Origin of the sequence: Mycolicibacterium hippocampi (assembly GCF_010723735.1) — a bacterium.
Taxonomy (GTDB): Bacteria; Actinomycetota; Actinomycetes; order Mycobacteriales; family Mycobacteriaceae; genus Mycobacterium; species Mycobacterium hippocampi.
Map to the genome: position 1 here is coordinate 5,336,672 of NZ_BLLB01000002.1, position 22,319 is coordinate 5,358,990.

18 protein-coding genes and 1 tRNA gene are annotated in these 22,319 nt (G+C 69.2%); 8 read left to right on the forward strand and 11 right to left on the reverse strand.

What is annotated here, in order from left to right; translation table 11 throughout:
* From G6N53_RS26650 to G6N53_RS26660, 3 genes are read left to right on the forward strand one after another with little or no spacing between them, the layout of a single operon-like run.
* Complete coding sequence (locus tag G6N53_RS26650) at positions 1-828, forward strand: potassium-transporting ATPase subunit C (protein ID WP_163894198.1); 828 nt, start codon at positions 1-3, stop codon at positions 826-828.
* Positions 821-3,364: a DUF4118 domain-containing protein gene (locus tag G6N53_RS26655; protein ID WP_163894200.1), complete on the forward strand. Its 2,544-nt coding sequence runs from the start codon at positions 821-823 to the stop codon at positions 3,362-3,364. The genes G6N53_RS26650 and G6N53_RS26655 overlap by 8 nt, the downstream gene beginning before the upstream one ends.
* The gene (locus tag G6N53_RS26660; RefSeq protein ID WP_163894202.1) at positions 3,361-4,050 is read left to right on the forward strand and encodes a response regulator; all 690 of its coding nucleotides are present in this window, start codon (positions 3,361-3,363) and stop codon (positions 4,048-4,050) included. Before G6N53_RS26655 ends, G6N53_RS26660 begins: the two co-directional genes overlap by 4 nt.
* Before the next feature lie 85 nt (positions 4,051-4,135).
* Here the strand turns inward: G6N53_RS26660 and G6N53_RS26665 are convergent, their stop codons facing one another.
* Positions 4,136-5,002 carry an alpha/beta fold hydrolase gene (locus G6N53_RS26665; RefSeq protein ID WP_163894204.1) on the reverse strand — a complete coding sequence of 289 codons (867 nt, stop codon included), beginning with the start codon at positions 5,000-5,002 and terminating at the stop codon, positions 4,136-4,138.
* A 38-nt stretch (positions 5,003-5,040) separates the two neighbouring features.
* On the opposite strand from G6N53_RS26665, the gene G6N53_RS26670 reads away from it, so the two are divergent.
* Positions 5,041-6,912 (forward strand): propionyl-CoA synthetase, encoded by a 1,872-nt coding sequence (locus tag G6N53_RS26670; protein WP_163894206.1) that lies wholly within the window; start codon positions 5,041-5,043, stop codon positions 6,910-6,912.
* 78 nt (positions 6,913-6,990) lie between these two features.
* Positions 6,991-7,449 carry a DUF4383 domain-containing protein gene (locus G6N53_RS26675; protein WP_163894208.1) on the forward strand — a complete coding sequence of 153 codons (459 nt, stop codon included), beginning with the start codon at positions 6,991-6,993 and terminating at the stop codon, positions 7,447-7,449.
* An 82-nt stretch (positions 7,450-7,531) separates the two neighbouring features.
* Here G6N53_RS26675 and G6N53_RS26680 read toward each other — a convergent pair whose 3' ends face one another.
* The 10 genes from G6N53_RS26680 to G6N53_RS26725 all read right to left on the reverse strand — a co-directional run bounded on the left by G6N53_RS26680 (position 7,532) and on the right by G6N53_RS26725 (position 19,604).
* On the reverse strand, positions 7,532-8,479 hold the full coding sequence (locus G6N53_RS26680; RefSeq protein WP_163894210.1) for a Ppx/GppA phosphatase family protein: 948 nt from the start codon (positions 8,477-8,479) through the stop codon (positions 7,532-7,534).
* Complete coding sequence (locus tag G6N53_RS26685) at positions 8,476-8,970, reverse strand: DUF501 domain-containing protein (RefSeq protein WP_163894212.1); 495 nt, start codon at positions 8,968-8,970, stop codon at positions 8,476-8,478. The genes G6N53_RS26680 and G6N53_RS26685 overlap by 4 nt, the downstream gene beginning before the upstream one ends.
* On the reverse strand, positions 8,963-9,703 hold the full coding sequence (locus tag G6N53_RS26690) for an FtsB family cell division protein (RefSeq protein WP_163894214.1): 741 nt from the start codon (positions 9,701-9,703) through the stop codon (positions 8,963-8,965). Before G6N53_RS26690 ends, G6N53_RS26685 begins: the two co-directional genes overlap by 8 nt.
* A 3-nt stretch (positions 9,704-9,706) precedes the next feature.
* Positions 9,707-10,996 carry a phosphopyruvate hydratase gene (gene eno, locus G6N53_RS26695; protein ID WP_163894216.1) on the reverse strand — a complete coding sequence of 430 codons (1,290 nt, stop codon included), beginning with the start codon at positions 10,994-10,996 and terminating at the stop codon, positions 9,707-9,709.
* Positions 10,997-11,096: 100 nt separating this feature from the next.
* The gene (locus G6N53_RS26700; protein WP_163894218.1) at positions 11,097-11,828 is read right to left on the reverse strand and encodes a lytic transglycosylase domain-containing protein; all 732 of its coding nucleotides are present in this window, start codon (positions 11,826-11,828) and stop codon (positions 11,097-11,099) included.
* A gap of 132 nt (positions 11,829-11,960) precedes the next feature.
* Positions 11,961-13,220 (reverse strand): Dyp-type peroxidase, encoded by a 1,260-nt coding sequence (locus G6N53_RS26705; protein WP_163894220.1) that lies wholly within the window; start codon positions 13,218-13,220, stop codon positions 11,961-11,963.
* Positions 13,217-14,155: an EfeM/EfeO family lipoprotein gene (locus G6N53_RS26710; protein WP_163894223.1), complete on the reverse strand. Its 939-nt coding sequence runs from the start codon at positions 14,153-14,155 to the stop codon at positions 13,217-13,219. Before G6N53_RS26710 ends, G6N53_RS26705 begins: the two co-directional genes overlap by 4 nt.
* A gap of 81 nt (positions 14,156-14,236) precedes the next feature.
* Positions 14,237-15,211: a nucleoside triphosphate pyrophosphohydrolase gene (locus G6N53_RS26715; RefSeq protein ID WP_163894226.1), complete on the reverse strand. Its 975-nt coding sequence runs from the start codon at positions 15,209-15,211 to the stop codon at positions 14,237-14,239.
* 30 nt (positions 15,212-15,241) lie between these two features.
* On the reverse strand, positions 15,242-18,898 hold the full coding sequence (gene mfd / locus G6N53_RS26720) for a transcription-repair coupling factor (protein WP_163894228.1): 3,657 nt from the start codon (positions 18,896-18,898) through the stop codon (positions 15,242-15,244).
* A gap of 112 nt (positions 18,899-19,010) precedes the next feature.
* The gene (locus tag G6N53_RS26725) at positions 19,011-19,604 is read right to left on the reverse strand and encodes a TetR/AcrR family transcriptional regulator (RefSeq protein WP_163896398.1); all 594 of its coding nucleotides are present in this window, start codon (positions 19,602-19,604) and stop codon (positions 19,011-19,013) included.
* 95 nt (positions 19,605-19,699) lie between these two features.
* On the opposite strand from G6N53_RS26725, the gene G6N53_RS26730 reads away from it, so the two are divergent.
* The 3 genes from G6N53_RS26730 (at position 19,700) to G6N53_RS26740 (ending at position 22,318) form a co-directional block, all read left to right on the forward strand.
* A tRNA-Gln gene (locus G6N53_RS26730) sits at positions 19,700-19,771 on the forward strand.
* Between the two features lie 17 nt (positions 19,772-19,788).
* Positions 19,789-21,246, forward strand: coding sequence for a bifunctional UDP-N-acetylglucosamine diphosphorylase/glucosamine-1-phosphate N-acetyltransferase GlmU (glmU, locus tag G6N53_RS26735; protein WP_163894230.1), 1,458 nt, complete (start codon positions 19,789-19,791; stop codon positions 21,244-21,246).
* Positions 21,247-21,337: 91 nt separating this feature from the next.
* Complete coding sequence (locus tag G6N53_RS26740; protein WP_163894232.1) at positions 21,338-22,318, forward strand: ribose-phosphate diphosphokinase; 981 nt, start codon at positions 21,338-21,340, stop codon at positions 22,316-22,318.
* Position 22,319 lies beyond the last annotated feature (1 nt).

Consider the following 22,319-nt stretch of genomic DNA (forward strand, 5'->3'; position numbering starts at 1 on the left):
ATGAAATTCGGCAGCATCGTTCGACAGCACTGGGCCGCGCTCCGCACTCTGCTGGTGTTCACCGCGGTCCTCGGCTTCGGCTACCCACTGCTGGTATGGCTGGCCGGCCAGCTCCCGGGTCTGTCCGACAAGGCCGATGGCTCATTGGTGGTTGCCGACGGGCGAGCGGTCGGCAGCAGCCTGATCGGCCAGAGCTACACCGACGCCGACGGCAACCCGCTACTGCAGTACTTCCAGGGCCGGCCGTCGGCGGCCGGTGGAGGCTACGACCCGCTGGTCTCCGGCGGAAGCAACCTGGGCCCGGAAAGCATCGTCGACCTTCCCGGAAAGCCCAGCCTGCTCACCCTGGTGTGCTCCCGCAGCGCGGCCGTCGGCGAGCTCGACGGCATCAGCGGCGCGCGCCCGTTCTGCACCGGCGGCGGTGTCGGCGCGGTGCTGTCGGTGACCCCCACCCGCGTTGTCAGCGTCAACGAACCCTGCGAGACGACGCCGACACCGTTCCTGGCCACCTATGCGGGCGTGCGCGTCGAGTGCGCCGAGGCGGGTGCGGATCACAGCGACGGCCAGGTGGTGCCGATCCGCGGTGCGGCTCCCGCACAACCGGTGGTGCCCGCCGACGCCGTCACCGCCGGCGCGAGCGGGTTGGATCCCCACATCTCGACCGGCTACGCCGACCTGCAGGTCGAGCGGGTCGCCGCAGCCCGTGGCCTGCGGCCCGATCAGGTGCGCGCCCTCGTGGCCGCGCACACTGAAGGCCGCACGCTGGGGTTCCTGGGTGAGCCGGGGGTGAACGTCCTGGAGCTCAACCTGGCACTCGACGGTGGATGATGAAGAGGTGAGCTCGCCCGACCACCGCGCCAAGCGGGGTGAACTGCGCATCTACCTCGGCGCGGCACCCGGCGTCGGCAAGACGTACGCGATGCTCAGCGAGGCGCACCGCCGGCGCGAACGCGGCACCGATGTGGTCGCGGCGGTCGTCGAAACCCACGGCCGATGCAAGACCGCCGAACTCGTCGATGGCATCGAGGTGGTGCCGCCGAAGATGATCGAGTACCGGGGTCGCGAGTTCGCCGAACTCGACGTCGAGGCCGTGCTGCGGCGCCGACCCCAGGTGGTGCTCGTCGACGAGCTCGCCCACACCAACGCCGCCGGGAGCAAGAACGCCAAACGGTGGCAGGACATCGAGGAGCTGCTCGACGCCGGGATCAGCGTCATCACCACGGTCAACGTCCAGCACTTGGAGAGTCTCAACGACGTCGTCACCCAGATCACCGGGATCGAGCAACAGGAGAAAGTGCCCGACGAGGTGGTGCGTGCCGCCGATCAGGTAGAGCTGGTGGACATCACCCCGGAAGCGCTGCGGCGCAGGCTTGCCCACGGCAACGTCTACGCTCCCGAACGCATCGACGCGGCATTGTCCAATTACTTCCGGCGCGGCAACCTGACCGCGTTGCGCGAGCTGGCGCTGTTGTGGCTGGCCGACCAGGTGGACGCGGCTCTGGAGAAGTACCGTGCCGACCACAAGATCACCGCCACCTGGGAGGCGCGCGAGCGGGTCGTCGTCGCCGTCACCGGCGGCGCAGAGTCGGAAACGCTGGTGCGCAGGGCATCCCGGATCGCGTCCCGCTCCAGCGCCGAGCTGATGGTGGTCCACGTGGTGCGCGGCGACGGGCTGGCGGGGGTCTCGGCGCCGCAGATGGGACGCATCCGCGAACTGGCACAGTCGCTCGGCGCGACCCTGCACACGGTGACCGGCGACGGTGCAGCCGGAGTCCCTGCGGCCCTTCTGGATTTCGCCCGCGAGATGAACGCCACCCAGTTGGTTCTCGGCACGTCGCGTCGCTCTCGGTGGGCCCGGATCTTCGACGAGGGCATCGGCGCGACCGTCGTCCAGCGGTCCGGCAAGATCGACGTCCACATGGTGACCCATGAACAGGCCGGCAGGGACTCGCTGTGGGCCAGGGTCACGCCGCGGCAGCGCCGCGCCACCTCTTGGCTTGCCGCACTGGTGGTTCCGTCCAGCATCGGCGCGGTCACCATCCTGCTGCTCGACAGGTTCCTCGGCATCGGCGGCGAGAGCGCCCTGTTCTTCGTCGGTGTCCTGGTCGTCGCCCTGCTCGGAGGGGTGGCGCCGGCGGCGCTGTCCGCAGTGCTGTCCGGGCTGCTGCTGAACTTCTTCCTCACCGAACCGCGCTACACCCTGACCATCTCCGAGCTCGACAGCGCGATCACGATCGTGGTGCTGCTGGTGGTCGCCGTCGCGGTGGCGGCACTGGTCGACGGGGCGGCGAGCCGTGCCAGGGAAGCGCGACTGGCCGCCCAGGAAGCCGAGTTGCTGGCGATGTTCGCCGGATCGGTGCTGCGCGGTGCCGACCTGGACACCCTGCTGGATCGGGTGCGTGAGGCGTACTCGCAGCGATCGGTGAGCCTGGTGCGCGGCGTCGCGACCGTCGGATGCGCCGGTGCCGACCCGTGCGTGACGGTGGACGCCGCCGACACCGCGATCGAGGTCGGTTTCGACGACGACCCCGAGGAGTTCTGGCTGTTGATGGCCGGGCGCAAGCTCACCGCCCGCGATCGCCGGGTGCTGAGCGCGGTGGCGAACCAGGCTGCCGGACTGGTCAAACAGAAGGAGCTGGCGGAGGAGGCCGGTAAGGCCGAGGCGATCGCCCGGGCCGACGAACTCCGCCGCTCGCTGCTGTCTGCGGTCAGCCACGATCTGCGCACCCCGCTGGCTGCGGCTAAGGCTGCAGTGTCGAGCCTGCGCAGCGACGACATCGGGTTCTCCCCGGAGGACACCGCCGAACTACTGGCGACGGTGGAGGAGTCGATCGATCAGCTGACCGCACTGGTGGGCAACTTGCTGGACTCGTCACGGCTGGCAGCCGGCGTCGTGCACCCGCAGCTGCGCCGTGTCTATCTGGAGGAGGCGGTGCCACGCGCGCTGCTCGGGATCGGTCGGCGCGCCGCGGGATTCGACGGTAAGGCCATCGACCGGGTGAAGATCGAGGTCGACGGCACCGTGGTGATGGCCGACAGCGGGCTGCTCGAGCGGGTGCTGGCCAACGTCATCGACAACGCGCTGCGGTACTCGCAGGACGCGGCGGTGCGGGTCACGGCCGGACGCGTCGGCGACCGGGTGCTGATCGCGGTCGCCGACGAGGGTCCCGGCATCGCGCGCGGCACCGGAGAACAGCTGTTCGCGCCCTTCCAGCGCCTCGGCGACCACGACACCAGCACCGGTATCGGCCTCGGCTTGTCCGTCGCCCGCGGGTTCGTCGAATCGATGGGCGGCACCATCGCGTCCGCGGACACCCCCGGTGGCGGTCTGACCATCGAGATCGACCTGGCGGCGGCGCGATGAGCGCCGTGAAGACCCGGGTGCTGGTCATCGACGACGAGCCGCAGATCCTGCGCGCGCTGCGCATCAACCTGTCGGTGCGCGGCTATGAGGTGTTGACCGCCGCGACCGGCGCCGATGCCCTACAGAGCGCCGCCGACCACCGCCCCGATGTGGTGGTGCTCGACCTCGGGCTGCCCGACATGTCCGGCATCGACGTGCTCGCCGGGTTGCGGGGCTGGCTTTCGGCGCCCGTGATCGTGCTGTCGGCCCGCAGCGACTCCACCGACAAGGTCGAGGCGCTCGACGCCGGCGCCGACGACTACGTCACCAAACCGTTCGGCATGGACGAGTTCCTGGCTCGGCTGCGCGCCGCGGTGCGCCGGGGCGCCGCCGTCGACACCGACGAACCCGTCGTCGAGACGTCGTCGTTCACCGTCGACCTGGCCGCCAAGAAGGTCACCCGCAACGGCGCGGAGGTGCACCTGACCCCTACCGAGTATGGGATGCTCGAGATGCTGGTGCGCAACCGCGGCAAGCTCGTCGGCCGCGAGGAACTCCTCAAGGAGGTGTGGGGCCCCGCCTACGCCAAGGAGACCCACTACCTGCGGGTGTACCTGGCACAGTTGCGGCGCAAGCTCGAGGCCGACCCGTCACACCCGGTGCACCTGCTCACCGAAGCCGGCATGGGCTACCGCTTCCACGCCTGACCGCCTGCTCCCCGCGAAATATCATTCCGGGCTGTGATCGGGGCCTCGACCACGACCCGGAATGATATTTCGCGGCGCAGGCGGCTCAGCTGGCGGGGACTTCGGCGGCCAGCGCGATCAGCTTGGCACGCACCAGCTCGGGACGTTCGTCGGCGATGAAGTGGCCGGCGTCGACCGTCTCCAGCGTGTAGTCGTCGGCCCGGGCGGTCTCCACGGCGGCCAGCGCCGGCGCGATCGCGGTGTCGTTCTTGCCGAACAGCACCCGGATCGGCACCGTGGCCCGCCGCCGCTCACCGGAGCGGGTCATCCGCGGGATCTCCCGCACCAGGAACGTCCGGTAGGTGTCGCGTGCGGTACGGGCCACCACGGGATCCCGGAAGCGGTCGGTGTAGACCCGCGCGGTCTGCGGATCGATCTCCGAGGCCTTGGCGTACACCCGGTCGAGGAACCGCGTGCGAGTCTGAACGCGTATCCCGGCTGCGGCGATCAACGGCTGGTACAGCAGGAACCGCCAGGCGTGCCTGGCCATAACCTTCGGCGGCACCCAGGGATGGGCGATGTTCAGCGCGAGGTAGCCCTCGATGCGCTCGGGCACCCGCAACACCAACAGGTGGCCGAGGAAGCCGCCCCAGTCGTGGCCGACGAGCAGCACCCGCTCCAGGCCGAGAGCGTCGAGAAGCGCGATCAGGTCGCTGACCACATCCTCCTTGGCCCACCGGTGTGGTGCTGGACCCGACCAGCCGTAACCGGGCAGGTCGGGGGCGATGATGCGCATTCCGGGCGGCGGATCGGCCAGCAGATCCCGATACACCCAGTGATGCTGGGGCCAGCCGTGCAGGGCCAGCACCGGCCGGCCGTCCGGCGGTCCGGCCTCGGTCACGTGGAATCGGACCCCACGGGCAGTGACAAAGCTTCTGCGCACCTCACCGATCGGCGGGGGTTGGTTCGTCATGGCCCTGAGACTAATCCGAAGGGTTTACCGTTCTGGGTATGCCCGGGTATCGCGACCTCTTCGACACCAGCATCAACGATCCCGCCGCCTTCTGGGCCGACGCGGCGACGGCCATCACCTGGACCAAAGACCCGCAACGGATCCTGGACGACAGCCGACCGCCGTTCTACCGCTGGTTCCCCGACGCCGAGCTCAACACCTGTGCCAATGCGCTCGATCGTCACGTCGACGGCGGCCGAGCCGATCAGCCCGCCCTGATCTACGACTCCGCGGTGACCGACACCAAGCGCACCTACACCTACGCCGAACTGCTCGACCAGACCGCACGGTTCGCCGGGGGGTTGCGGGCACTCGGGGTCGGCAAGGGCGACCGCGTGGTCATCTACATGCCGATGATTCCCGAGGCCGTCATCGCCATGCTGGCCTGCGCCCGGCTGGGCGCGGTGCATTCGGTGGTCTTCGGCGGCTTCGCGCCGCACGAACTGGCGGTGCGCATCGACGACGTCCGGCCGACGGTGATCGTCTCCGCATCCTGCGGCATCGAACCGGCGCGGGTGCTGGAGTACAAACCGATGCTCGACGCCGCGATCGCGATGGTGTCCCACCCGCCCAAGAACTGTGTCGTGGTGCAGCGGGACCGGTGCCGTTGCGACCTCGTCGAGGGACGAGACCTGGACTGGGACGACGTGATGGCGGATGCGACGCCCGCCGAGGCGGTGCCCGTCGCCGCCACCGACCCGCTCTACGTGCTCTACACCTCCGGGACCACCGGCAAACCCAAGGGCATCGTCCGCGACAACGGCGGGCACGCGGTCGCGCTGGCGTGGAGCATGCGCCACATCTACGACATCGCCGCCGGCGAGGTGTTCTGGGCGGCCTCCGACGTGGGCTGGGTGGTCGGCCACTCCTACATCGTCTATGCGCCGCTGCTGGTGGGCGCGACGACGGTGCTCTACGAAGGCAAGCCGGTCGGCACCCCCGACCCCGGCGCGTTCTGGCGGGTGGCGGCCGAGCACCGGGTGAAGGCACTGTTCACCGCACCGACGGCGATCCGGGCCATCCGCAAGGAGGATCCCGACGGGCGGTACGTGACCGGCTACGACCTGTCGGCGCTGAAGTACCTGTTCCTGGCCGGCGAGCGACTCGACCCCGACACCTACCACTGGGCGTCGGACAAGCTCGGCATCCCGGTGATCGACCACTGGTGGCAGACCGAGACCGGGTGGCCGATCGCGGCCAACCCGATGGGCACCGAAGCGCTTCCGCTCAAGGCCGGTTCGCCCACCGTTCCGATGCCGGGCTACGACGTGCACATCCTGCATGACGACGGCAACGGTTGCGACGTCGGCGAAGAGGGCGCCATCTGCATCCGGCTGCCGCTGCCGCCCGGAACCCTACCCACGCTGTGGAACGCCGAGAACCGGTTCGAGGCCTCCTATCTGTCCGAGCACCCCGGCTACTACCTGACCGGCGACGGCGGCCACTTCGACGAGGACGGCTACCTGTTCGTGATGGGCCGCATCGACGACGTCATCAACGTGGCGGGCCACCGCCTGTCCACGGGGGCGATCGAGGAAGTGCTCGCGACGCACCCGTCGGTGGCCGAATGCGCGGTCATCGGGGTCGCCGACGAGATCAAGGGGCAGGCGCCACGGGGGCTGGTGGTCGTCAAAGCGGGGGCGCCGACAGACGGCCTCGCCGACGAGCTCGTCCGGCTGGTGCGCGACGAGATCGGTGCGGTGGCCTCGTTCAAGCTCGTCGACGTCGTCCCGGCACTTCCGAAGACCCGGTCGGGCAAGATCCTGCGCAAGACCATGCGCGGTATCGCCGCGGGCCGCGACGAGCCGGTGCCGTCGACCATCGAGGACCCCACGGTGCTCGACACGCTCACACCGATTCTGCGAACCTGAGCCAGGTTCACTTCCTGCCACGCCTGGGTACTTCCTCAGCACGCACGTCAATAACTTCGTGCGGGAGGAGGCGGCCAGATGTCTGCACCGAAGTACATGGCCGTCCAGGGCGCAGCCGTCATCGTGGCCACCGTGCTCGCAGCGATCGGCCTGCTGGGCTTCATCCCGGGCGTGACGGCGAACGTCGACCAACTCACCTGGCTCGGCCAGCGTTCTGACACCATGCTTTTCGGCGTCTTCGCGGTGTCGGCCCTGCAGAACATCCTCCACGTGGGCGTCGGCGCCGCCGGCTACTTCCTGGCCCGCTCGTATGCGGGTGCGCGGGCCTACCTGCTGGTGGGCGGCGCGGTCTACGTGGCGTTGTGGCTCTACGGGGCGCTCGTCGAACAGGGCAGCCGCGGCCATGTGCTGCCCCTCAACGGCGCCGACCAGTGGCTGCACCTGGGACTCGGCGCGGTGATGGTGTTGCTGGCGGTGACGCTGGCCGGGCAGCACGACCCGACAAAACGCCGGTCACGGATGCGCACCGCGACCTAAACAGCGCGACCCGGACGCGCCCAATGCACGGTTTCTGACGGATCTCGCCCAGATTCCGTCAGAGACCGTACATTCGAGGACATCACCCGATCGACAGCGCGATGCCGTCGAGGATGTCGTGCTCGCTGACCACCAGTTCGTTGATGCCTGCCCGTTCGCCCAACGCGGCGGCCAGTTCCTGCACGACGATCGCTCCCCCGCCGATCACGTCGACGCGGCCCTCGTGCATCGGCCCGAGCACCGCCCGCTGCTGACGCGTCATCGACAGCAGCTCCGCGCAGACCGCCAGCAGATCGTCGAAGCCGACCCGGGACAGATGGATGGAGTCGGGATCGTAGGTGGTCATCCGGTGGGCAAGAGCGGCCAGCGTCGTCATGGTGCCGGCGACCCCCACCCAGGTCCGGGCCCGCTCGACCGGCACCAGGCGCAGCGCCTCGTCGAGGGCCTCGCGCACCACCGAACGGGCGGCGACGATCTCGCCTTCGGTGGGGGGATCGGAATGCAGGCAGCGTTCGGTGAGACGTACACACCCGACATCAGCCGAGTAGCCGGCCACCACCTCATCGGAGTCATCGGCACCCAGCACCACCTCCGTGGAACCGCCGCCGAGGTCGACCACCACGAAAGGCGCTTCAGCGGAATCCAATTCACCGACCGCACCGTGAAACGACAGCCCCGCTTCCTCGGCGCCGGTGATCACCTCGGCCACCGCACCGGGTACCACCGCGCCGAGCACGTCGGAGGTCATGGCGAAGAACGCGTCGCGGTTGGAGACGTCACGGGCCGCCGACGTCGCCACCATCCGGACGGCTCCGACGTCGTGGCGACGCATCAACTCGGCGTAGTCGACCAGCGCGCCGTGCGTGCGGGCCAGTGCATCGGGTGCGAACTCTCCCGTCGCGTCGACCCCCTGCCCGAGGCGCACGATCCGCATCTCGCGATGCACGTCGGTCAGTCGACCGTCGGCTGTGTCGGCGATGAGCAGCCGGATCGAGTTGGTCCCGCAGTCGACGGCGGCGACACGATTCATGTTGTCCAACACTCCTTGTCCAGGATCCCGGCCATCCCGGGTTCCGCCGCCAGTATCGCCAACGCCTCGTCACCGAACGGGTTCACACCGGGCCCTTTCGCCAACGAATGGGCGATCACCACATGCAGGCACTTCACCCGGTCCGGCATCCCGCCACCCGAGAACGTCGTGCCCAGAGATTCGATGGCATCACGTTCGGCCAGATAGGACTCGTGTGCCCGACGGTAGGCCGCCGCCAACTCAGGATCCTGCGCCAGCCGGTCGGTCATGTCCCGCATCAACCCCGACGACTCGAGCCGGCTGGCCGCCGCCGTCAGAGCCGGGTGGGTCAGGTAGTACAGCGTCGGAAACGGAGTTCCGTCAGGCAGTTTCGGCGCGGTCTTGACCACCGCGGGTTCACCGTTGGGGCAGCGGTAGACGATCTCGAGTACGCCTCGGGGTTCGCGGCCCAGCTGGCGCGCGACGGCGTCGAGATCGGCGGACTCAACCACTGGGCGGGGGCGCATCGGGTGCGACGGGCGCGGGGGCGCCGGGCGCGCCCGGAGGGCTCGGCGGCGCCGTGGGCGGAATGCCCTGCGGCCCATCGGCGATGGTGTGCCACAACGCGGTGTACCAGGGGTCGCCGCTGTTCACCTCGGCGAGCTCACCCGACGGAGCACTGGGTTGCGCGGCGCCGGGCGGAAGCTGCACCTGGTACGGGATCTCGCCAGGCATCACGAAACCCAGCCGCTCCCGGGCCTGCGCGGCGATGAACACCGGATCGGCGAGCTTGTCCTTCTGCTCCTCGAGCTCGGCGATCTGTTCGCGCAGTTGGGCTTCGGACGCCTGGAGTTGCTTCATCTCGGTGCGCTGGGCGAAGTATGTCCGCACCGGTCCGGCGATCGTCAGGGTCAGCACGCACACCACGGCCGCCAGGATGGCTGCGCGGCGCGCGGCCGAACCGAACCTCTGCTCGGAGGCCCGCTCCGCAGCGGCCGCGATCGATTCCCGGATCGAATCCCCCGCCTCGAGGCTGTCGGGAGCCCCAGCAGCCCCAGAAAGCTCGGCGACCTGCTTGCCCGGCCGCGGCTCGGTGGTGCGCACGTCGCGGCGCGGCGACGCGCTCGCCCGCGGCTTGGCCCGCCCGCCGTCACCGGACTTGCCCGGCCGGGACGCCGGAGCCTTCTTGCTCCTGGCGTCCCCCGAGCTCCGCCGTCGCGGATCGGGCCGTTTCGCATCGGGCACGGGCTATTTGGTCTCCACATTGAATCGCGGGAACGCCAGGTCACCGGCGTACCGGGCGGCGTCGCCGAGCTCCTCCTCGATGCGCAGCAACTGGTTGTACTTGGCGACCCGCTCGCTGCGGGCCGGCGCGCCGGTCTTGATCTGGCCGCTTCCGACCGCCACCGCCAGATCGGCGATGGTGGTGTCCTCGGTCTCGCCGCTGCGATGGCTCATCATCGTGCGGTAGCCGCTGTTGTGGGCCAGCGCCACCGCGTCCAGCGTCTCGGTCAGAGTGCCGATCTGGTTCACCTTCACCAGTAGGGCATTGGCGGCGCCGCGCTCGATACCGTCCTCGAGACGTTCGGGGTTGGTGACGAACAGGTCGTCGCCGACGATCTGCACCTTGTCGCCGATCGCGTTGGTCAGGGTCACCCAGCCGTCCCAGTCGTCCTCCGACAGCGGATCCTCGATGGACACCAGCGGGTAGGCGTTGAGCAGCTCCTCGTAGAAGGCGGCCATCTGCTCGGCGGTGCGGGTCTGCTTCTCGAACGCGTAGCCGGTGCCCTCGGTGTGGAACTCGGTGGCCGCGACGTCGAGCGCGAGCGCCACGTCCGAACCGATCTTGAGCCCGGCGGCCTCGATCGCCGTGCCGATCAGGTCCAGTGCCGCACTGGTCCCGGGCAGATCCGGCGCAAAGCCGCCCTCGTCGCCGAGGCCTGTCGCCAGACCCTGCTTCTTCAGAACCGACTTGAGCGCGTGGTAGACCTCGGCGCCCCAGCGCAGCGCCTCCTTGAAGCTCGGCGCGCCGATCGGGGCGATCATGAACTCCTGGACGTCGACACCGGTGTCGGCGTGCGCGCCGCCGTTGATGATGTTCATCATCGGCACCGGCAGGATGTGCGCGTTGGGTCCGCCGATGTAGCGGAACAGCGGCAGTTCGGCCGATTGTGCCGCGGCCTTGGCCACCGCCAGCGACACACCGAGGATCGCGTTGGCGCCCAGCCGCGACTTGTCGGGGGTGCCGTCCAGGTCCAGCAGCGCCTGATCGACCAGACGCTGCTCGTCGGCGCCGAGCCCGATCACCGCCGGCGCGATCTCGTCGAGCACCGCCTCGACAGCTTTCTCCACACCCTTGCCGAGGTAGCGGGACCCGCCGTCGCGCAGCTCGACCGCCTCGTGCTCGCCGGTGGAGGCTCCCGACGGGACCGCGGCGCGCGCAACGGTGCCGTCCAGCAGGCCCACCTCGACCTCGACTGTCGGGTTCCCCCGGGAATCGAGGATCTCGCGGGCTCCGACCTGCTCGATGATGGGCACTGTGGTCTCCTTGGTCTCTGGGCGAAAACGGGCTCTCGGAAGGACAACTCTCGAAAAGTCTCGGCCTTGAGCCTAGAGCGTGGGCCGTCGGCTGGTGCGCTCAGAGTGAATGTCCGTTGGCGTAGGCAGTCGCCCAGTCGCGCACGGTCCGGGCGTACTGGTCGGAGTAGTTGTAGGCGCGCAGCGCCTCCATCCAGCCGCGAGGTGTGGACAGGTCCTTGCCCCGCCAGCACAGATAGCCCGCCGCCGACAGCGCCGCGTCGTCGATGTTGTCCGCGCTGACGTCGCCGTCGTTGTTCGCGTCGACCCCGTAGAGCCGCCACGTCTCGGGAATGAACTGCATCGGCCCCATCGCGCGGGCAAAGGACTCGTCGCCGTCGTGGCTCACCGCCTCGTTGTCCAGGATCTCGAGGTTGCCGCCGGTCCCGTCCAGCAGGACGCCCCGGATCGGCGGGGAGATGTCGCCGTTGGCGGCGATGTTCGCGCCCCGGTACGTGCCGTGGTGGCTCTCCACCTGACCGATGCCGGCCAGCGTCGTCCACGACAAGTGACAGTCGGGGTTCTCCACCTCGGCCACCCGGGCGGCGTAGGCGTACGCCTCCAGCGCCGTCACCGGGATTCCCAGCCCGGGCGCCCGCTCGGCCGCCCAGTCGTGCAGCTGATCGGCCGGTCGACCGGCTGCCGAGGTGTCGATCTGCGGCACCGCATCACCGGGCGGCGGCGGCACCCCCTCGGGGATGGGCGTCCCGAGCTGCCACGAACAGCTGGAAGCCAGGAGCAGCGCTGTCGCGCCGATCACGGCCATCGCCTGTAGCCAACGCACCCGCGTCACCGGACTCCTCAACCCACTGTGGTCACCGTCCATGCTGCCACGCGTCCGCGGACATCGGTCTGACCCCAGGGTCGGTTTCGGGTGTTCATTTGCTGACGCCGCAGCTGGCGCCGCCGGGAAGCCGCCGCCGGATCAGCTCACCAGCGCTTCGCCCAGGAACCGGTCTGGCCCCTCGACTCCCGGCAGGGCGAAGAAGAACCCGCCCCCGACCGGCATGATGTACTCCTCCAGCGGTTCGCCGGTGAGTCGGTTCTGCACCGCCAGGAAGCCGCGCTCCAGGCTGCGCTGATAGGAGACGAACGCCAGCCCCTGATCCAGCCGGCCGGCGCCGTCGAAACTGCGCACGTAGGAGAACCCACGGCGCAGGATCAGGCTGTCCTGGGTTTCGGCAGTGCGCGGATTGGCCAGCCGGATGTGGGCATCGAGCCGAATACGGTCGCCGTCCGGATCCTCGGCGTAGTCGGGCTCGGCGAACTCGTCGGTCATCCCCAACGGCGCACCGCTGATCTTCTCGCGACCGAAGATCTGCTCCTGCTCGACAAGTCTGGTGCGATCCCAGAACTCGACGAACATCCGGATGATCCGCACCGCCTGATAGGAGCCGCCCACCGCCCAGTCGGGTTCGCCGTCCTCGGGGCCGACCCAGACGTAGCGGTCCATCAGGGCCTGATCCTCGCTGTCCAGGTTGGCCGTTCCGTCCTTGAAACCCAACAGGTTCCGCGGAGTGGCTGCATGTGATGCCACCCCCGCCCCGCGGGCGTAGCCATCCATCATCCAGTGCAGCACCAGGTGCCGGCGGGTGCGTCGCATCAACTGGCGCAGCGCGAACTGCAGCGTGTCGATGTGACCGGCCTCCATCGTCAGCAGCAGGTCGCCGTGGGAGAGCTTGGGGTCGAGCCGGTCATTGGCCAGAAACGGCATCTGCACCAGCTCTTTGGGCTTGCGGTCGGCGAGCCCGAAGCGGCCGTCGAACAGCGACGCGCCGACGCTGACCACCACCGACAGGTCGTCCGGCGGCGGTTCTTCACCCAGGATTCCCGAGTCGACCGGCGGATAGGCCGGTCCGCGCTGCTCGGGCGGGCGGCCCGCCATCAGCCCACGGATCTCGTCGGTCAGCTCGGCCAGCGTGTCGGCGAGGCGTTCCCTGCTGTCCGCGATGACGGTGAAGGCCGCCATCAGCCCCTGCATGGGAACGGGGATCGCGGTGATCCCCGCCTGGTGCGGGCCTTCGAACTGCACGTAGCGCGGGTCCGGAGGGCCGGCCACCGGCTCCCCCTCCGGCGCCGAACACCCGGCGATCGCCGCGCCGACACCAACCGCCGCACCGGTGCCCAGGGCCCCGGAGACAAAATTGCGGCGGCTGATGCCGGATCGCGGAGAGTGCTTCGTCACTGCAGGTTGAGCACCCCGGCGACCTGCGAGAGGTTCTCCGAGAGCCCGGCCAGCTGGGCCTTGAGGGTGTCGATGGTCTGCTGGTCGACCGTGACCTCAGGGCAGCGCGGCGACGGGTATTGGTCGTTCTCGGTGCAGTACAACACCCATCCGTCCCCTTGGCGCAGCGGGGCCAGCGTTGCGAAGATCTCCGAGAAGCCGGCCTCGATCTTGCCCAGCAGGGCGGGGTCGGCCTCGACCAGCGCCGGTGACAGCCGGTTGACTGCGGCCTCCGAACCCTGCAGGTTCGCCTGGAAGTCCCACAGGTCGGTCTTGGCGTAGCGGTTCTCTTCACCGGTGATCTTGCCCTCGGAGACCTCTTCGATCAGCTCCGCGGCCCCGACGGAAACATCCGACGGCGTCACCTCCAGCGTCGGCATCTGCTCGTTCAGCGTGGCGATGTCGGCGTCGAGCTGGTCGGCGAACTGCGCACCGCCGTCGGTGGTGTTCTGTTCGAACAGCAGGTACTCCAGGCGGTGCCACCCGGTGAACGCCGGGTCGTCGACGCCGGCGAAGTCGTCGACGCGGGCGTCGACGAGACCGTCGATCTCCTCGACCAGGCCGGCCAGCGGCTCGATGCGCTCCCACGGCTCGCGTGACGGCGCGTACGCCGCCTGGGCACCCTGCAGATCGCCGGCCCGAACGGCGTCGGTGAACGTCTTGACCACCGTCACCAGCTGGTTCGTCTGGTCGACGGCATACGCCTGGTATTCGTCGGCGGCCTGGGTGAGCAGCGGGCCCGCCGGGGCTGCGGCCGATGCACTGGTCTCACTGGTCTCGCTCGCGGTGCCGGTCTCGGTCGCCGTGGTGTCGGTGTCGGTGCCGGAGCCGGAACAGCCGGCAAGCACCAGCCCCAGCGCCAGTGCCGAGATCGGCAGGGCAGAAAGCCGCCTCATGTAGAACCTCCTTGTTCGAGTCGAAAGGGAGGTTAACCGGCTTTGACCGATTAGGATAGCCACACCTTCGTAAAGGTGACCTTAGTCCTCGGCGGCCTCTGATTCGGCGGCCTCTGTGGCGGCGGCAGTGCCGGGCCAGTGCGCGCGCCATTCGTCTTCGCCGATCACCTCCAGCGGTGCGTCGTCGAGTTCCGCGGCCACCTCGGCGCCCCGCCGGGACTCGGCGACCGCTTGCTCCGCCGCCCGTACGTCGGACATGAACTCGAGAACCGCTGAGCGCAAGGCGCTCTCGGCGTCGACGTCAGCCGATACCGTCACCGTGGTGATCGACTCGGGAATCAGATCAGCCGGCAGTCCGGCAGTTTCGGCCCGGGCGAGCACCTTCTGCGCCAACGCCAACGCGGGCTGGGCGGTGGGGATGTCGTCCATGATCGACTCGCGTGCCAACTTCTCCAACGACTTGCGCTGCTCCCACTGCGCCAGCTGATCCTCCAACGTGATCGACTCACCGGCGAGCACCGCGGGAACCCGGTTGCCGAGCTTACGGACCAGCGCGTCGGCGACATCGTCGATGCCGAACGAGTCCTCGGGCGCGTCCTCGGCGATACGGGCGTGAAACAGCACCTGCAACAACACATCTCCGAGCTCGTCACGCAGTTCGGTCAGGTCACCGCCGTGCACCGCGTCGAACAGTTCGTAGGTCTCCTCGAGTAGATACCGCCGCAGCGAGTCGTGGGTCTGCTGGCCCTCCCACGGGCCGGCGGTGCGCAACTTGTCCATCATGGCCACCGCGTCGACCAGCCGCTCACCGGACTGCTGCTCGACCGAGATCACCCGCTCCCCTGCGGCGATCCGCGCCGCGACCGTGGGATGGTCGGCATCCGAGGACAGCAGCACCTCGGCGGCGTCACCGTCGTAGGCCGGCCGTGCGGCCGGCAACGACCACGGCACCTTGATCGGCAGCTCCTCGGTGTACTGCAGGTCCCCGGCAAGCAGTTCGACGGCCTCCACGGGAATCAGCGACGGACGGCGAGGGTCGACCAGGATGACCGTCATCGGCACGTACTCATATCGATCTCGGGTCGTTCATTGGCGCGGGCCACCTCCGAACTTGGTTATATCAACTTCGCCCTGCTGATTCCCGTCGATGGCCAGCATCAACCCTGCCACGAACGCCACCAGCTCCAGATCACGTATCCGGGGCGCCCCGACACCGCTGCCTGCCCGCGGTATCGGAACCTGCACGGTCGAGGTGGTGGCACGGTAGTTGGCACCCGAATACAGCCTCTTGAGCCTCAACTGGGCCGAGTCCGGCAGCGTCAGCGGCGCGATCTTCAGCGTCGACGCCGACACCGCACCGATCTCGGTGACACCGTGGGCGCGGGCCAGCAGCCGCAGCCGCGCCACCGCGATCAGCCGCTGCGCGGGTTCGGGCAACGGGCCGTACCGGTCGTTGAGTTCCTCGATCACCGAGTCGACAGCAGCGTCGTCCTGCGCCGCCGCGAGGCGCCGATAGGCCTCCAGCCGCAGCCGGTCGCTGGCGATGTAGTCCGGCGGCAGATGCGCGTCGACCGGCAGGTCGATCCTGACATCCTTCGGTTCCTGTGGTGCGGCAACGGTTTCCCCGTCGGCCACAGCGCGGTACGCCTCCACGGCCTCACCGACCAACCGCACGTAGAGGTCGAAACCCACGCCGGCGACATGCCCGGACTGCTCGGCTCCCAACACATTTCCCGCACCCCGGATCTCGAGGTCTTTCATCGCCACGGCCATTCCCGCACCCAGCTCGTTGTTCTGGGCGATCGTCGCGAGCCGGTCGTAGGCTGTCTCGGTCAGCGGAACCTCGGGCGGATACAGGAAATACGCGTAGCCACGTTCCCGGCTTCGTCCGACCCGGCCACGCAACTGGTGCAACTGGGAGAGACCGAATGTGTCGGCACGCTCCACGATCAGCGTGTTGGCGTTGGAGATGTCCAGCCCGGTCTCGACGATCGTGGTGCACACCAGGATGTCGTACTCGCGATTCCAGAAACCCTCGACGGTGCGTTCGAGTTGCTCCTCGGGCATCTGGCCGTGCGCGACGACGACCCGGGCCTCGGGCACCAACGCCCGCACCTTCGCGGCGGCCTGGTCGATGGTGCGCACCCGGTTGTGGATGTAGAAGGCCTGCCCGTCACGCAGCATCTCCCGGCGCAGCGCCGCGGCGACCTGCTTGTCGTCCTGCGGCCCGACGTACGTCAGGACCGGGTAGCGCTCTTCGGGCGGCGTCAGGATCGTCGACATCTCCCGGATCCCCGCCAGGCTCATCTCCAAGGTGCGCGGGATCGGCGTCGCCGACATGGTCAACACGTCGACGTGGGTGCGCATCGACTTGATGTGCTCCTTGTGTTCGACCCCGAACCGCTGCTCCTCGTCGACGACGACCAGACCGAGGTCCTTCCACGTCACCCCGGTCTGCAGCAGCCGGTGGGTGCCGATGACGATGTCGACCGAGCCGTCCTTCATCCCCTCGAGGGTGGCGCGGGACTGCGCCGGGTCGGTGAACCGCGACAGCCCCTTCACCGTGATCGGGAACCCGGCGGTGCGCGCCGTGAACGTCTGCAGATGCTGGTCGGCCAGCAGCGTCGTCGGCACCAGCACCGCCACCTGCTTGCCGTCCTGCACCGCCTTGAACGCTGCGCGCACCGCGATCTCGGTCTTGCCGTAACCGACGTCGCCGCAGATCACCCGGTCCATCGGGACCGGCTTCTCCATGTCGGACTTCACCTCGGTGATCGCGGTCATCTGGTCCACCGTCTCGGTGAACCCGAACGCGTCCTCCATCTCGGTCTGCCACGGGGTGTCCGGGCTGAACGCGTGCCCGGGCGACGCCTGACGCTTGGCGTAGAGCGCGACCAGCTCCGCGGCGATCTCCCGGACCGCCCTGCGGGCCTTGGTCTTGGTGTTCGCCCAGTCGCTGCCGCCGAGGCGGGACAGGTTCGGCGCCTCACCACCGACGTAGCGGGACAGCTGGTCCAGTGAGTCCATCGGCACGTACAGCTTGTCGGTGCCGCCACCCCGCTTGGAAGAGCCGTACTCCAGCACCAGGTACTCGCGCCGGGCCCCACCGATGACCCGCTCGGTCATCTCGACGAACCGCCCGATGCCGTGCTGATCGTGGACCACCAGGTCGCCCGCGGTCAGGGCCAGCGGGTCGACGACGTTGCGTCGCTTGGCCGCCAGCCTGCGGTTCTCGGTGGCGGCGGCGCGGTTGCCGGTCAGGTCGGTCTCGGAGATCACCACGAGGTTGGCCCCGGGGATCACCACCCCGTCGTGCAGCGGGCCCTTGAGGACGCCGACGACACCTTCCTTCGGCGCGGCGCCCGGCTCCAACATCGCTGCGGGAGTGTCGGCTTCCCCGAGTTGCTCGACGACGCGCATCGCCGTGCCGGTGCCCGGGGTGACGACGACTGCGTAGTTCGGGGTGGCCCCGCCGACACTCACGTGGGCGCGCAGCATCGCGAAGATCTCCTCGACACTGTGCTGCTGGCCCCGCGCGGTCGGCGCCGGCCGGATGTCGAGTTTGGCCGCCTCGCCGCCGCCGCTGTCGAGTTGGCTCAACGTCCACCACGGATGGCCGCCGTCGCGGGCGGCGTCGCGCGCGGCGCCGAACCCGATGAACCCGGACGCGCCGAGCGCCTCGATGTCGATGGGCACGCCCCCGCCCACGGCGGCGGTCGACCAGGACGCCTCGAGGAACTCGCGCCCGGTCTTGATCAGATCGGCGGCGCGGCTGCGCACCTTCTCCGGATCGCAGATCAGCAGCGGGGTGCCCTCGGGCAGGTGCGCAGGCAACGTCGCCAGATCGGTGGGGCGCAGCACCGGCAACAGCGCCTCCATCCCGTCGACCGGGATGCCCTCGGCAAGTTTGGCCAGCATGTCGGGCACGTTGCCGGGAACGCCGTTCTCCTGCACCGGGTGTTCGGCCGACAGCGCGGCGGCGCGCTCGCGCACGTCGGCGGTGAGCAACACCTCGCGGCACGGCACGGCGATCACCGTGTTGATGTCGATCTCCGGGATGGAGCGCTGGTCGGCGACCGAGAACATCCGCATCTCGGAGACCTCGTCGCCCCAGAACTCGATCCGCACCGGATGCTCGGCGGTTGGCGGGAAGACGTCGAGGATGCCACCGCGAACCGCGAACTCGCCCCGCTTGCCGACCATGTCGACCCGCGTATACGCCAGCTCGACAAGCCGCGCGATAGTGGCATCGAACGCGATGTCGGCGCCCACGGTCAGCGTCACCGGTTCCACCGCGGCGATGTCGGGGGCCATCGGCTGCAGCAGCGACCGGGCGGTGGTCACCACGATCCGCAGCGCCGGCCCCAGCCGCTGATCCTCGGGGTGCGCCAGCCGGCGCAGCACCATCAGCCGCGCGCCGACCGTGTCCACCCCCGGCGAGAGCCGCTCGTGCGGCAGCGTCTCCCAGGACGGGAACATCGCGACGGCGTCGCCGAACACTCCGCGCAGCTCGGCGGTCAGATCGTCGGCTTCGCGTCCGGTGGCGGTGACCACCAGCAGCGGGCCGGACTGCGCGAGCGCCGACGCCAGGTAGACCCGGGCACTTGCCGGGCCGACGAAGTCGAGATCGGCGGGCCGGTCCGCAGCACGGCGAGCCGCCTCCTGCAGGGAGGGGTCGCGCAGTGCCAGATCGACGAGGCCCGCGATCGGGGTGTGGACATCAAGGGTCCCCGATACGGTCATGATGGGTTCCATCGTAGGCACCTGCCGGACTGCCTGCGGCACGGGCACTGCGGCGCCGGAGTCGGTGCTCAGCAGGCGGTGTCGACGCCGTTGGGGTGGCGTGTGGGCCCGGTCACTCCTGGTGCAGCACCGGGTCGGATTCGAGGTGGGTCAGCCCGTTCCAGCACAGGTTCACCAGGTGGGCGGCCACCACCTCTTTCTTGGGCTCGCGCACGTCGAGCCACCACTGTGCGGCCATCGACACCGAGCCGACCAGCGCCTGCGCATACAGGGGCGCCAGGTCGGGATCGAGCCCGCGGCGGGAGAAGTCCCCGGCCAGGATCGACGCCACCTGGCTGACAGCGTCGTTCAGCAGTGTCGAGTAGGTGCCCGAGGTGATGCTCGCCGGGGAGTCGCGGATCAGGATGCGGAAGCCGTCGGTGCGCTCCTCGACGTAGGTCAGCAGTGCCAGCGCGACCCGTTCGACCCGCACCCGGGAGCGGTTCTTGGTCAGCGATGCCGTGATCCCGTCCAGCAGCGCCGACATCTCCCGGTCCACGACGACGGCGTAGAGCCCCTCCTTGCCGCCGAAATGTTCGTAGACCACCGGCTTGGACACGTTGGCGCGCAGCGCGATCTCCTCGATCGAGGTGCCGTCGAAGCCACGCTCCGCGAACAGCGACTTGGCGATCTCGATCAACTGCTGGCGACGTTCGCTGCCGGTCATTCGGGCGCGCGGTGCACGCATTTCCTTATCGGGGCCGGCCACGGTTGTCAGGGTAAACCTCGAGACTGCTTGGACTAGAGTCTCTGGGTGATCAGTCCGTCGTGGTGTAATCGGCAGCACCTCTGATTTTGGTTCAGATAGTTCAGGTTCGAGTCCTGGCGACGGAGCATTAGCGAGGACGTCTATGCGTGAGGCCGCGGTCCTGGTTCTGGCGGCAGGTGCCGGTACCAGGATGAAATCCGACACCCCCAAGGTGCTGCACACCCTCGCGGGCCGCAGCATGCTGGCGCACTGTCTGCACGCGGTGGCGGCGGTGGCGCCCGGGCACCTGGTCGTGGTGGTCGGGCGGGACCGTGAGCGGGTCGCACCGGCGGCCCAGCAGATCGGCGAGGACCTGGGCCGGCCGGTCGAGATCGCGGTGCAGGAGCAGCAGCGCGGAACCGGGCACGCCGCGGAGTGCGGCCTGTCGGCGCTGCCCCCGGATTTTGCCGGCGTCGTCGTCGTGACCTCGGGCGACGTCCCGCTGCTGGACGCCGACACGCTGTCCGGCCTGATCGCCGCGCACACCGCCGAATCGGCCGTCGCCACGGTGCTGACCACCACGCTGGCCGATCCGACCGGCTACGGCCGGGTGCTTCGAACCCAGGACCGTGAGGTGATCGGCATCGTGGAGCAGGCCGACGCCAGCCCGTCCCAACGGGCGATCACCGAGGTCAACGCCGGCGTGTACGCGTTCGACATCGGGGCGTTGCGGTCGGCGCTGAGCCGATTGCGCTCCGACAATGCCCAGCAGGAGCTCTACCTGACCGATGTGGTCTCGATCGTGCGTTCCGACGGGCACCTCGTGCGGGCCAAGCACGTCGACGACACCGCGCTGGTCACCGGCGTCAACGATCGGGTGCAGCTGGCAGAGTTGGGCGCCGAGCTCAACCGCCGGATCGTCGCCGCCCACCAGCGCTCCGGCGTGACGATCGTCGACCCCGCCTCCACCTGGATCGACGTCGACGTGACGATCGGCCGGGACACCGTGGTGCACCCGGGCACCCAGCTGCGGGGCGCCACCGCCATCGGCGGCCGCTGTGAGATCGGGCCCGACACCACCCTCGCCGACGTCACCGTCGGCGACGGCGCGGAGGTGGTGCGCACCCACGGCAGCTCCTCGGTGATCGGGGCCGGCGCGGCCGTCGGCCCCTTCACCTACCTGCGCGCCGGCACCGTGCTGGGCGCCGCAGGCAAGTTGGGCGCGTTCGTGGAGACCAAGAACGCCACCATCGGCGACGGCACCAAGGTGCCGCACCTGACCTACGTCGGCGACGCCGACATCGGCGAGAACAGCAACATCGGCGCCTCCAGCGTGTTCGTCAACTACGACGGAGAAGCCAAGCGGCGCACCACGATCGGCTCCCACGTCCGCACCGGTTCGGACACCATGTTCGTCGCGCCGGTGACGATCGGCGACGGCGCCTACACCGGTGCGGGCACGGTGATCCGGGAGGACGTCCCCCCTGGCGCGCTGGCCGTGTCCGCGGGCCCGCAACGCAACATCGAGGGCTGGGTGCAGCGCAAGCGCCCGGGCAGCGCGGCGGCGTCCGCAGCGGCGGCGGCTGAGGCAGCGGAGGATTCCTCACCTACCGATCAGTAGCCGTTTGTTGGCATTCTGGTAACCCGGCAGCGTGCGTGCGTGAGCGCTACGTACGATGGCCCGGTATCGATCGCCGACGCGAGGGCAGCCCGTGAGTCACGACTGGACCGACAATCGCAAGAACCTGATGCTGTTCTCCGGGCGGGCGCACCCCGAACTGGCCGAGCAGGTCGCCAAGGAACTCGACGTTCCGGTCACCGCGCAGTCCGCCCGTGACTTCGCCAACGGTGAGATCTTCGTCCGCTTCGACGAGTCGGTGCGCGGCTGCGATGCCTTCGTGCTGCAGAGCCATCCGTGGCCGCTGAACCAGTGGCTGATGGAGCAGTTGATCATGATCGACGCCCTCAAGCGCGGCAGCGCCAAGCGGATCACCGCGATCCTGCCGTTCTATCCGTACGCCCGTCAGGACAAGAAGCACCGCGGCCGCGAACCGATCTCCGCGCGGCTGGTCGCCGACCTGCTCAAGACCGCAGGCGCGGACCGAATCGTGACCGTCGACCTGCACACCGACCAGATCCAGGGGTTCTTCGACGGCCCGGTCGACCACATGCGCGCGCAGAAGCTGCTGACCGGCTACATCGCCGAGCACTACTCGAATCACGACATGGTCGTCGTCTCCCCCGACTCGGGACGGGTGCGTGTCGCCGAGAAGTGGGCCGATTCGCTGGGCGGTGTCCCGCTCGCCTTCATCCACAAGACCCGCGACCCGCTGGTGCCGAACCAGGTCAAGTCGAACCGGGTGGTCGGCGACGTGCGGGGCAAGACGTGCATCCTCACCGACGACATGATCGACACCGGCGGCACCATCGCCGGTGCGGTCCGGCTGCTCAAAGAGGACGGCGCGGTCGACGTCGTCATCGCCGCCACCCACGGCGTGCTGTCCGACCCCGCCCGGGAGCGACTGGCCGAGAGCGGCGCCCGCGAAGTCATCGTCACCAACACCCTGCCGATCGGCGAGGACAAGATGTTCCCGCAACTCACCGTGCTGTCGATCGCGCCGCTGCTGGCGAACACCATTCGCGCGGTCTTCGAGAACGGCTCGGTGACAGGGCTTTTCGACGGGTCCGCTTGAC